This is a genomic window from Desulfocicer niacini (genome assembly GCF_054657595.1).
In genome coordinates this window covers 1-12,390 of the sequence record NZ_BAAHYK010000081.1, presented here as the reverse complement: position 1 = coordinate 12,390, position 12,390 = coordinate 1, and the positions used below count along the sequence as shown (strand labels likewise).

General features: G+C 49.0%; 7 protein-coding genes and 2 riboswitches. Of the genes, 6 read left to right on the top strand and 1 reads right to left on the bottom strand.

Annotated features, from left to right (window positions below; translation table 11 throughout):
- Positions 1-180: 180 nt before the first annotated feature.
- Positions 181-732: a metal-dependent transcriptional regulator gene (locus ACYQ2M_RS23795; protein ID WP_459918892.1), complete on the bottom strand. Its 552-nt coding sequence runs from the start codon at positions 730-732 to the stop codon at positions 181-183.
- Between the two features lie 457 nt (positions 733-1,189).
- Positions 1,190-1,365, top strand: a riboswitch (cobalamin riboswitch).
- 215 nt (positions 1,366-1,580) lie between these two features.
- Between ACYQ2M_RS23795 and ACYQ2M_RS23790 the strand changes: the two genes are divergently transcribed.
- The 6 genes from ACYQ2M_RS23790 to ACYQ2M_RS23765 all read left to right on the top strand — a co-directional run bounded on the left by ACYQ2M_RS23790 (position 1,581) and on the right by ACYQ2M_RS23765 (position 12,249).
- A complete protein-coding gene (locus tag ACYQ2M_RS23790) occupies positions 1,581-2,384 on the top strand; it encodes a DUF2162 domain-containing protein (RefSeq protein WP_459918891.1) in 804 nt (267 codons plus the stop codon).
- A 35-nt stretch (positions 2,385-2,419) separates the two neighbouring features.
- Positions 2,420-4,420 carry a TonB-dependent receptor plug domain-containing protein gene (locus tag ACYQ2M_RS23785; protein ID WP_459918890.1) on the top strand — a complete coding sequence of 667 codons (2,001 nt, stop codon included), beginning with the start codon at positions 2,420-2,422 and terminating at the stop codon, positions 4,418-4,420.
- Positions 4,421-4,429: 9 nt separating this feature from the next.
- Positions 4,430-5,056, top strand: a complete 627-nt coding sequence (locus tag ACYQ2M_RS23780) for a MotA/TolQ/ExbB proton channel family protein (RefSeq protein ID WP_459918889.1) — start codon at positions 4,430-4,432, stop codon at positions 5,054-5,056.
- Complete coding sequence (locus tag ACYQ2M_RS23775; RefSeq protein ID WP_084066643.1) at positions 5,043-5,402, top strand: DUF2149 domain-containing protein; 360 nt, start codon at positions 5,043-5,045, stop codon at positions 5,400-5,402. The genes ACYQ2M_RS23780 and ACYQ2M_RS23775 overlap by 14 nt, the downstream gene beginning before the upstream one ends.
- Before the next feature lie 367 nt (positions 5,403-5,769).
- Complete coding sequence (locus ACYQ2M_RS23770; protein WP_459918888.1) at positions 5,770-9,900, top strand: cobaltochelatase subunit CobN; 4,131 nt, start codon at positions 5,770-5,772, stop codon at positions 9,898-9,900.
- Positions 9,901-9,916: 16 nt separating this feature from the next.
- Positions 9,917-10,103: riboswitch (cobalamin riboswitch) on the top strand.
- A gap of 124 nt (positions 10,104-10,227) precedes the next feature.
- Positions 10,228-12,249 carry a TonB-dependent receptor plug domain-containing protein gene (locus ACYQ2M_RS23765; RefSeq protein ID WP_459918887.1) on the top strand — a complete coding sequence of 674 codons (2,022 nt, stop codon included), beginning with the start codon at positions 10,228-10,230 and terminating at the stop codon, positions 12,247-12,249.
- The last annotated feature ends 141 nt before the right edge of the window (positions 12,250-12,390 follow it).

Below are 12,390 nucleotides of genomic sequence, written 5' to 3'. Positions count from 1 at the left end.
TCCGTCAGGACATGCCCGTTATATGAAAGAGCAGATAAGCCTAACATTCTTTCATGCTTCGTTGTGGGCAGAACGAGATCAGAATGAGGTCTGCCCATGGCAGCTATATGAGATATTTCCGGTAAACAGAACAAAATGGCAAGCCTAGTTACAGGTATATCCTGCAAATCAAGAACCTGTTCAGGGCTTATCCTTAGAAATAATATTCACTTGGTCCTGAATTTTACATATTATTGTACCTGTGCGTTCACGGCATTTTTCAGGACGGCATCCATGATTCCGAAACTCTTGAAAAAAGTCGAGCCACTCCTCCCCGGATCGGGGGCATTTCTGGATAAACTCCATAAAATCAGCAAAGGCCTGCAAGGTATCAGAGCTAAGCGTATGTTCCATTTTGCAGGCTTCTTTGTCGGCATTCTTGTAATCGACATTCAAAATCTCAGTTAAAAATTTAAGAAGCACCTCATGTCTGTGGTGCATCTCCTTACCGACTTTTTTCCCCTCACTGGTTAATTCAACATACTCATATTTTTCATAGTCCACCAATCCTTTGCTGCCGAGATTTTTCAACATACTGGTTACAGTGGGCATTTTAACGTCCATTTCTTTTGCGATATCCTTGACCCGCACCACTTTTTTTCTCATGCCCAGATTAAAAATAGCTTCCAGGTAATCTTCCATCACGGATGTCAGTTGTTTCTTGGATTTGCCGGGTGCAGCTGATGCCACCATGCCAGTCTCCTATCAATATTAGAATATTAAAATTATTTTTTATAGCATTATCCAACCAAGTATGAATTGTCAAGAGATTTAACACCTTGATCCTGTTTTAAATTAAAAATCTACATCACAAAAGCCAAATATCAACCAGACATTATATCCACCAGTCAATAAAAAATTTATCATCAAAAACAAAAATGTTTTTGATGGTAACGGCCGTATGGAAAGATTTCTGATGAATGTCATGGTGGACGGTGGCGGCTATCCATGAACACTCATTCTTTCCTGGCAACGCATGCAATGATGCTTCAAACAATAAAATTGCAACATTGGGATTGCCCCTTAAAATGAGACCGTTGACAGAAATCATTTATTGGGTTAGTTAGGACAGGTATTTTCCAGATACACATCCCGCTGGAAATTCTGAACACCGCCAATGGGCCATTTTATGTTGCCGGAATACAGAAAAAATATTTTAAAAAAGCTGGATGAATAAAAGGGAATCCCGTGAAATTCGGGAACGAGCCCGTCGCTGTAACCGGGGACGAACACGGCAAAAAGCCACTGATCATTTTCAAGATTGGGAAGGCGCCGTCAATAGAAAAATCCGGAAGTCAGAAAACCTGTCTGGAAAATGAACCCGTAATCGCGTGGATGGCGTGTGTGGTTCAAGATCTGATGGATAAAAAGGGATTTCCTGGATCGACACGTTTTGTCGATCCTTTTTTTTTGCTCAAAAGCTGAACAAAATCCATCACCTCCCCCGCCCTCCCTGTTTCATGGATGATCAGGATTTTTTCAGGATGTTCATGCCCCATGCTGATCCATTCCCATGATTACACATAGTTCTGGAGGATATCATGGCCCTGAAAACCCTGTTTCTGGGAATTCTCTTTTCCATGGGAATTTTTGCCGTTAAAAGCGGCTTTGGCCTTAATTATTATTTGGGAACCTGCAGTGGCATACCCAAACGGCTTGGGGGTGCCGCACTTTTTACAGTGCTCTATGGTTTAATTTTTATGCTATGCGCGGTTTTGATCTCCACCACCGAACTCATGGCTTGGTTTCCCCTGTTTCAGATCATTATCTCCCATGCCATGGCCCTTCATTTTTTTCTGGCAATTCTCATGGTCATCTGGAGTCTTTCCCTGATCAAAACAAAAAAAGACCACAATGCCAGAACCCGGAGCTGGATGCTGCTGGCCCTACCCTGCCCCGTGTGCATGGTGGTCATATTCTTATCTGTTGCATTTCTCACAGCCTATGCCCCCAACCACGTAAAGGAAACAATCTCTCTGCTTTTTCTGGGATTTATGGCACTGAACCTTTCCACCCTCGGGGTGTTGTCCATACTGGAAAAACGCACCCACACAAAACCGGAACACCTGCTGGGCAACGCCATGCTGTTCATTGCACTCTATTTTTTACTGTCCGTTATCATCATGCCCCAGTTCACCGGAATTGAAGAAATTTACAGCATCTCTTTGCATGGCAGCCCCGCAGAACAAAATTTTTTAATGGAAAAACGATGGTCCTTTACCTTGATCGCCCTGTTGTTCATCGGTGGCACGCTGACAACTCTGCCTGGAAAGGATCCAGAGTCGCTTAACCTTTCCCTGCGCCCGGGCCTCACGGCCCGGAAACGTGGTGGCAACCAACAATAAGGGTGATTGCTTTATCACCCGGGAGAACCTTTAATATGACATCCTACCGCACAACCCACACGCCCCGCTTTTCCAACGGCTCCACTCTGTCTCCGGCAGGGATGGGGCACAGGGGCATTGCCGCTCTTCTATTGGCGGTTTTACTGACATTTTTACCGGTTACCGCCCGGGCAGCCGGGCACAGCGACACAAACAAAACAGAACATAAAAAAACCTCCACGGCCCAGGACAATACCAACGGTGCATCCATGCCCCCTGCTGTCACCCTGGAACAGGTCACCGTGGTGAGCCAGAAAATAGACGATTACATCCAAAAAAATCCCAATCAGGTGGTGAGCATGGACGCAAAGGAAATGGCCCAGAGAAATTTCCTGGAAGCCTATGACGTCTTGGGCAGCATGCCCGGTGTGGACGTTCGAAGGGGCTCCAGCGGCATGGGTGCCCGCATCTCCATACGAGGTGGCGGCGGTTCCGGCAGTGTTCTGGTGCTGGTGGACGGTCGTCCCATGAATACCGGGCAATTCAGCGGTGTGGATCTGGGCAGCATTCCCATGGACATCATCAAAAAGATCACCGTATTTAAGCCCCCGGCACCGGTGTGGCTGGGACCGGGCAGCAGCGCCGGGGCCATCTACATTGAAACAAAACGGGGAAAGTCCGCCAAAACCGCCACATCCAGCGGACGTCTAAGAACCGGTGCCGGTTCCTTTGGCCGGTTCGACCTCAACGGATCTTGGAAAACCAGCTGGGAAAAAAGCAACCTTCTTTTGGCCGCCGGTTACGGCCACCAGGATGGCAAACGAGAAAACAGCCAGCGGGACAAGGGGCACTTCAGCTTTAACTGGGACAAGGAGACCGAGAGCCTTGTCAATGTACAGGTCAACGGCAAATATTACCTGTCCGATCATGGCATCTCCGGTCCCACTTACAACCCCACCCCCAACGCCCGACAGCGCTATGAAAAGGGAGGACTGGATATGAAGCTCAAGGGCTTCATGGGGGATACCCTGGATTACGAGCTGAAAGCCTTCGGGGATTTCACAGAACTTAAAGAAACCGCCAACACAGGGGAGAAAGCCAAGCTGGAGTCCTTTTCCTCCGGTGGCGGTGGAGAAATTTTATGGAACAACGAGGCCGGTGACAAAGAACTTCGCGTGGGAACCTTGATCAAAACCGAACAGGTGGATCAAACCCTCACAGGAGAGCATGACCGTACCCAGGTATCGCTGCATGCCATGCACACCATGAAATTCAATCCCTTTATATTAACCATGGGGGCCCGGGGGGATTATTCCAATGATTTTGATTTTTCTCCGGCAGGCAACTTGGGGCTGAGTTATGAGATTATGTCCGATCTTCTGATGAAAACCAGCGTGGGGTATACCACCAATCTTCCCACATTCGGGCAGCTTTACCAACCCAGCCACGGTTCCATTGACCAGGTCCGGGGCAATCCCGACCTCAAGGAAGAAAAAATCACCTCATGGACCCTGGGTATCCAGAAAAATTTTAAGAAAAAAAGTTACATGGAACTTGCCGCTTTTCGCACGGACAGCAGGGATCTCATAAAATACCAGAGGGGTGCAGACCTGATCAGCCGACCGGAAAATGTTGATAAAGCCTGGAAACAGGGACTTGAAGCCACATTTAAATACAAATTCGGCAAAGGCCTTTCCCTGGATCTGAACCATGTATGGCAGGATACGGAAAATGAAGACAACGGCAAGGAGCTGAGCTACGCCCCGGACCACTCGTTTAAAGCAACGCTGAAGTCTAAATTAACACGCGGTACACGATTGGAAAGTTCTCTGCGGGCCTATTCCTGCCAGTTCACCGATACGGACAACACGGAAGCCGAGGCCATTCACGGCTATGCCACCGTGGATGCCAAAGTGATTGAGCCCATCCATATATACGGTCGTTCCGGCGAGGTATATCTCCATCTCATGAACCTTCTGGACCGGGACTATTCATCCCATTACGGCTACCCCGACGACGGCATTCGCTTTGTCTGCGGTTTAAATCTTAATTTTTAAGGAAGTTCAATGGCTTTTGACGCACTTTTAAAAACCTTTATTTACATTGTCTCCGCCTCTTTGTTTTATCCGGTTCTCTTTCTTCTGGTGGTGGCCTTTCTGTGGATCATTGTACTCAGCGGTGGGTTTTTCGGGCAATGGCTTCAGCGTATCCGCCGGGAAAAACCCCGACCAGAGGATCTGCCGGCCATCATTCTGGAACAAAGGGAAGGGGGTTACCTTCCCAGTCACATCCAGGCATTTATCAAGCGCTTGCGCACCGTGGTCCATGATCCGGCATATTCCGAGCTTGCCATAGAAAATTTCATCCAGGACACCACCCTTCACCTGTGGAAAAAAATTGATCGATTGCGGATTCTGGTTCGTGTGGCCCCGTCATTAGGGCTCATCGGCACCCTGATTCCCATGGGCACCGGCCTTGCCGCATTGGGCCAGGGAGACTTAAGCCGGCTTTCCTCGGATCTTGTCATCGCCTTTACCACCACAGTGGTGGGAATGACCGTGGGCATTACCGCATTTTTTCTATACACCGTCAAACGCCGGTGGATCGAAGAGGATGTCAAAAACCTGGAACTTGCGGCGGAACTCATTGCAGGTGTAACGGAAGAAAAGGAAGACACCGGTGAAGTATTATAAAAAAAGACGTCACAGCGGAGTACACAAACCCCTGGGCAACCCTGCCTTCAGCGATGACGATCCCCTGTCCGGGGTGGCCAACCTCTTTGATGTGGGCCTGGTGTTTATCGTGGGACTTATTGTAACCCTGTTTTCCGCCTACTCCATGCAGGATCTGTTTGATGAAAAAAAGAACATGACCATCATGAAACAGTCGGACAGCGGTGAAATGGAGATCATCACCAAAAAAGGCAATAAAATCAAAGCGGTGAAGATGTCCAAAAGTAAAATGACGGGTCAGGGCACCCGCCTGGGGGTGGCCTATCAGCTCCAGGACGGTTCCATGGTGTATGTGCCTGAAAAATAGTCAATATTCGGCATCTTTCATTTCTACTTTTCACTTTCATGGGATGAGTGCTCATTTTTCAGTACCCGTTCTTAAAAACTGCCATGGGCAGGCCGTATTCTGATCCGGCTCTGCCCACAACGAAGCGTGAAAGAGTGTTAGACTGATCTACTCTTTCTTATAAAAATGGCATATGAAGGATGCCGATATAAGCCCTGTTTTTTTGTAAATCAGGGGTATTGCAACCAGCAAAAAAAGGGGATTAATCACAGCAATGAACGCCCTCTCATATAACGGGTCCGCCCATGAGCCCGGTAAGATGTCTCCCAACAAAAATCCCTATAACCCACATGTCCTGGCGGACACAACGAAGATAGGAAAAGGCATTATGCCGCCCCTCCCCCGACGGGCAATGGGCACGGACCGGAACCGTAGACAGCTCAATTGTCCGGTTCCTATTGCACCTCGGGGGAGCTCTGCTGAGATTGCCCGGACGTTTTATTTTCTGATAAACGGGTGCGCCATAAAAATACTGATGATTGTTTTTCTTCTCATGTCAGGGGCAATGCCCTTGCTTTCAGATGCCCGGGCAGATGAAAATGTAGCCATCCTGGACGCAGATACCAACAGTGTCCAGCTGAACCTGGCCCTGAAAAAACTCCAACTGCCCGCTTCCATTCATACCCGTTTTTTTACCCTGGCAGATCTTATGGAACCCGGAGAAAAGGCCCGAGAGGCAAGAACCTTCATTGACAAAGCAACGGTGGTATTTGTCAATGTCATGCATTCCGATCTCGTTCAATACATGGTGACGGAAAAACTCATGACTCCAAAAACCGTCTACGGCATGAGCCAGGGCCGGGACATGGATACCCTGAAAAAGCAAGGATTTATTTTTGACAAAGCCATGGCCGACTACCATGGAAACCTTTGTGTGCCCAATATCATCAACATGGTTCGCATGGCCGTCCATCGCCATGTGGACAGCACCATCACCTTTGCCCCGGCCCAACAAAAATCGCGCAACATTATCCATCATCCCGGTGCACTGGAAGAATTCGAACAGGTGGAAGATTACCGAAACTGGTACGAAAATCGTCAGGATTTCAATCCCAAAGCCCCATGGGTTGCCATGCTTTTTTATGCATCCTCTCTGCAGCAGGGCCAAAATACAGCCGTTGATGAAATAATTCTGAGGTTGGAACACGAAGGTTTCAACGTCATGCCCTGTTTTGGGACATTAAAAACGGTGTTCAGCCGCTTTCTGCTTCCGGCAAATCCCAGGGTGGACATGGTCCTTGCCTTTACCATGAAATTCTCCTCTTCCATCAACCCGGAAATCCATAACGCCGTGAACGACCTTAATGTCCCCATATTTAATGTAATAAGGCCCTATGGCACCACCATTAAAGAGTGGCGAAACAGCGAACTTGGTCTCACCCCCCTGGAATCCACCTGGGCATTGTCCGTGCCTGAATGCTCCGGTGCCATTGAACCCACGGTGGTGGCCGGTAAAAAACAGATATGGGACGACACCACGGGAAAACGCCTTTATATTTATGAAAACATTGATGAAACCCTCTCTTTTCTCATTGCCCGCCTGAAAAAATTGGCCATTCTGCAAAAAAAGCCCAACCCGGAAAAAAAAGTGGCCATCTTCTATTATAACCACAGCCAGGGCAAGCAGAACATCGGTGCCAGCTATCTTAATGTGTTCCGGAGTCTCCAGGAGATGCTGGGGCGTATGGCAAAGGAGGGATACAAGGTCGACAACGTTAAAAGCCTTTCCGAAGCCGGTATCCAGAAACTGGTCATGGCCACCGGCCGCAACATCGGTTCCTGGGCACCGGGGGAGCTGGATGCCATGATGGCATCGGGCCATGTGGAAAAAATTCCCCTGGCCACCTATGAAAAATGGTTTAAAGCGTTACCCCCAGATTTTCAGGAAAAGGTAACAGCCCAGTGGGGGTCCCCTGCCAATTCTGCCATCATGGTGAAAGACGGGCAGTTGATTTTTCCCATGGTAAAACTTGGCAACCTTGTACTATTGCCCGAACCGGCCAGGGGATACAGTGATGATCCCATGAAACTCTACCACGACCCCACCCTCTATCCCCATCACCAGTACATTGCCGCCTATCTGTGGCTGAATCATGTGTTCCATGCCGATGCCATGGTGCATCTGGGTACCCATGCCACCTATGAATGGCTTCCGGGCAAACAGAGCTGTCTTGCCCCCTGGGATCCTCCGGAAATAATGGTGGGGGACATTCCCAACATCTACCCATACATTGTGGATGATGTGGGTGAGGGCATCCAGGCAAAACGCCGGGGCCGGGCCGTGATCATTGACCATCTCACCCCGCCCATGGCCCAGGCCGATCTGTACAACGAATATGCCGAGCTCAAGGTGATCATGGGAAAATATGAGCTGTCCCAAAGCATGGCCAGTGACACCGCTGGGCAATATCTCATGCGCATGGAAGAGATGGCCAGAGACCTTGGCCTTTTAACGGATCTTGGCCTTGAAGCCTTTGACCATGATGCGGTGGAAGCACTGGATCTCTATCTACATGAAATGGAAACCAACTCCCTGCCCCACGGCCTTCACACCTTTGGCACCGCCTGGTCCCGGGAGGCGGTGCAGGAAACCCTGGCGCTCATTGCACACCAGAACCCCAATGAAGACAAGGATCTCATCCATCAAAACCTTGTGAACGCCCCGGTGCGGGAAATGGACAATTTCATCCGGGCCCTGGATGGTGAATACATCCCGGCAGGAGAAGGAAATGATCCGGTGAGAAACCTTGCCGCCATTCCCACTGGGAAAAATTTCTACGGATTTTCACCGGCCAGGGTGCCTTCCAGAGCTGCCTGGGAAATGGGCAAAAAGGCGGCAGAGGCCCTGATCCAGGATCGCCTGAAAAAGGATGGCACCTACCCCCAAAAGGTGGGGGTGGTTCTGTGGGCCACGGAAACCACAAGAAATGAAGGGGTCCATGAAAGCACCATTTTATATCTCATGGGCATGGAACCTGTGTGGGATGCCACGGGCAGGGTCACAGACAGCCGGGTGATCCCGGGCAAGATTCTGGGCCGTCCCCGCATTGACGTGTTGATCAATCCTTCCGGGCTTTACCGGGACATGTTCCCGGACAAGCTTTTGTTCCTGGACAAGGCCGTGCAAAAAGCCATGGCCCAAACGGACATGGAAAATTTCCTGGCAAAAAATAAAAACAGGATAAAAGCCGCTCTCATGGAGTCAGGTCTGGATGAAGCCAAGGCCGAGGAGCAATCGCGATTTCGTATTTTTACGGAAAACACCGGATCTTACGGAAACGGGGTGGCGGAAATGGCCGGCAACTCCGGGGTGTGGGAATCTGATGAAGAGATCTCCCGGGTGTACATGAACCGCACCCAGTTTGCCGTGGGACAGGGGAAATGGACCACCCCCGTCAAACAGGCTCTTAAAGAAAATTTAAGGGATGTGGACATTACTGTCCATTCACGCTCCAGCAATATTTATGGTCTCATTGATACGGATGATTTTTTCATGTATCTGGGGGGCATGTCCCTTGCCGTTAAAAATATTAAAGGGAAAGCGCCGGATACCCGGGTCACCCTGAACCGCCAAAAAAATGAAGTCATTGTGGAAGATGCGGCAAGAACCATTGGCCGGGAGATGCGTACCCGTTATCTCAACCCCCAGTGGATCGGGGCCATGAAAAAAGAAAACTATGCCGGAGCCCGTCAAATGTCTGAATTTGTGGAAAACTTCTGGGGTTGGCAGGTAACCGTGCCCGATGCCGTGGGCCAGGCCCAATGGCAGCAAATCAATGAGGTTTATGTTGAGGATAAGTACGGCCAGAATGTTAAGGCGTTTTTAAATGAACACAACCCCTGGGCCTATCAATCCATGACGGCCCGCATGCTCGAAGCCGTGCGCAAGGGATATTGGCAGGCAGATAAAAAAGTAACCTCGAAACTTGCCATGGAATATGCCGTTAACGCCGTGGAAAAAGGGGTGGCCTGCTGTGATCACACCTGCAATAATCCCCTGCTCAATCAGATGGTGGTGAATCTCATTTCCGTGCCCGGTGTATTGTCCCCGGAGGTGGTGGAACAATTTAAGATGGCCATTGAAAAAATGGCAAAAAAATCCCTTAACGAGCAGGTGGCTGAGCGAAAGGCCCTTCAAAAGGCCCTTAATGCCGACCTTGCCCGGCCTGCCCGGCCGGAGGCACCGTCAAATAAGACAAACGCCCAAAAAGAAGCGATGAATCCACCAGCTGCCACCATGGACAATACCGTTAAAACGCCTGACATGGAAAAATCAAATCATACAGGTGAAGAAAAACCGGACACCCAAAGTGTTGAAGGGTATAAAATGGAGGAGATGAAATCCCAGGATACCCAGACCACAGTGAGTTCTTCCGGGGTTCAATGGTTTGCCGCTGTGTTCATTCTGGTGATGATGGCGCTTTTCGCATGGGGTATTAGCAGAGGAAAGAGGGGGTAATTACCAAAGCTTAAACTATATTTTTATTTATCAAGGTGCATTGATTTGCCGAACAGGGAACCCCGTTAAAATCGGGGACGGGCCCGCCGCTGTAACCAGGGACGAACGCCGCAGATAAACCACTGTTTCAAAGATTGAAATGGGAAGGTGCGGAACACGGATGATCTGGAAGTCAGAAGACCTGCCTTGATAATCAACAGGATATTTTTCGTGGACAGAAAAATATCCAATAAACATCCGTGGATAAAACAGGGACATCCTGGATCGATACCCATCGGTCCGGGAATTTTTCCGGACCTATTGTTTATTTCAGTAGAGGAAGGAAAGATGAAAAAAATTGTTATTACAACCATGTTGGCCTTGGCCTGTTTCAACCCTGCATGGGCAACCACGGAAGATGTATCTCAGGTGGGAGAAATGGTGGTAACCGCCACCCGTGAAGATTCCAGGGCCATTGATGTCCCCACCCATGTGGAGGTGATCTCCCAGATGCAGATTGAACAGTCCGGTGCACTGAATTTGGGAGATCTTCTGGGAAAATTCACCACAGGCCATCTGCACAAGTACAACGGCATGCTCACCTCCATCGGTATCCGGGGATTCAGAACCGAGTCCCACGGAGATGACTTAAAGGGTTATGTTCTGCTGCTGGTGGACGGTCACCGCCTGGGAACAGGTAACGCCGCCAAAATTGATATCGCCCGCATCGAAAAAATCGAAATCATCAAGGGCCCCTCTTCGGCATTGTATGGATCTGCTGCCATGGGCGGTGTGGTCAACGTCATCACAAAAAAAAGCACAGGAGACATTAAAACCACCCTGACCCAGGAATTTGGCAGTTTTGACTGGTCTGAAACCAGCATTTACAGCGGGGGCGGTATCAATGAAAAATGGGGTTATGACGTATCTGGATCATATTCCGACGTGGATGACTATGATGACCCCGAATTCGGCACTGTTTACAATACATCGGAGATGCAGAAAAAAATCGGCGGCAACATCACCTTTGCCCCGGCAGACAACCACATGTTCCGTCTGGGATTTGACATGGCAGACCTCACCGGCACCTACCCTTCCTGGGACAATTACACCACCTACTCCAACTATGTAAAAGATGCTGTTTCAAAATTTGATAAAAGTCATAAATTCTTTGACCTGGAATATAACGGTGCCTATCTTGACGGCAAACTGAAATGGAAGGCCATGGGCTATTATTTATGGGACAAAAACCATTGGTACACTGGCTATCCTGATCCGGATCTGGCCCAATCTGAATACACCGATGATACCTGGGGAACGGATCAGCAGTTCACCTATGCCCTTACCCCGTGGAATACCCTTTTAATGGGCTTTACCCTGGAAACCCTGGAAAAAGAATCAAAAGCCGTTTCCAACGGTGCCCCTTCCCTGCCCTATACACCGGGCATGGAGTACGATACCCAGGCATTGTTCCTCCAGGACTCCATGGATGTCATGAACAATCGACTCAATGTGATTCTGGCAGCCCGGTATGACAATTTTGATTTGACCACCAAATCCCCGGAAACCGGTACCCTGCTCAGCATCAACGAAAGAAGCGAAAATTTTGACCATATTTCTCCCAAAGCCGGTGTTTCCATGAAGTTTATGGATGAGATGCTCAAAGTTCGCACCAATGTCGGAGTGGGATTCAAGGCACCGTCAGCAGATCAACTGTCTGCCATGTATGAAAAAAGTTCATCGGGATCTGTTTCCCGCTATCTGGGAAATCCGAATCTGGACCCGGAAACCAGCCTTACCTGGGATGTGGGATTTGATCTTTTCTTCCATGCTGCGGACCTGAGTGTCACCTGGTTTCACACCGATTACAAGGATAAAATCGTCACCACTTCCACGGAGTATGACAATAAAACCTGGAGCACCTGGGAAAACAGCGGAGAGGCTGAGTTCCAGGGATTTGATATCAATCTCAAATGTAATCTCAGCCAGTTATTCAACTGGGAGCCTTCAGTGAGCCTTTATTCCAACCTTACTGTTAACACTGATTTTGAGGATAAAGACACCCATGAGGACCTGCTCTACATTTCTGACTATGAAATCAAGTCAGGTATGAACATTAACCACAGAGGCTGGGGTATGGCCCTGTCCCATGTGCTGGTGGGGCCCCAGATGATCACCAATTATGATACCTATGTGGATGAAGAAAAGGGCTCCTTTAGTTTCTGGGATCTTAACCTGAAATATGACTTCATGGACAACTATGGTATTGAGGTCAATGTATTGAATCTGTTTGACCAGACCTATGAATGGGTCAGGGGATATATTATGCCGGAAAGAACCTTTAATGTGGCATTATCCTATACATTCTAATTTAACCTGACAGCGCAGGCGGCATCTCCTGCCGCCTGTACTGAAGGAATGCGTATAACGCCCAGGGGACAGATTTTTAAATCTGTCCCCGCCTCCACAGATTTACGGAGTGTATAACGGGCATGTCCTGCCAGACACAAG

What these genes read in the sequence shown, in the direction of transcription:
- ACYQ2M_RS23795 (WP_459918892.1), bottom strand. Translation starts at nt 732, where the DNA reads ATGGTGGCATCAGCTGCACCCGGCAAATCCAAGAAACAACTGACATCC.
- ACYQ2M_RS23790 (WP_459918891.1), top strand. Translation starts at nt 1,581, where the DNA reads ATGGCCCTGAAAACCCTGTTTCTGGGAATTCTCTTTTCCATGGGAATT.
- ACYQ2M_RS23785 (WP_459918890.1), top strand. Translation starts at nt 2,420, where the DNA reads ATGACATCCTACCGCACAACCCACACGCCCCGCTTTTCCAACGGCTCC.
- ACYQ2M_RS23780 (WP_459918889.1), top strand. Translation starts at nt 4,430, where the DNA reads ATGGCTTTTGACGCACTTTTAAAAACCTTTATTTACATTGTCTCCGCC.
- ACYQ2M_RS23770 (WP_459918888.1), top strand. Translation starts at nt 5,770, where the DNA reads ATGCCGCCCCTCCCCCGACGGGCAATGGGCACGGACCGGAACCGTAGA.
- ACYQ2M_RS23765 (WP_459918887.1), top strand. Translation starts at nt 10,228, where the DNA reads ATGAAAAAAATTGTTATTACAACCATGTTGGCCTTGGCCTGTTTCAAC.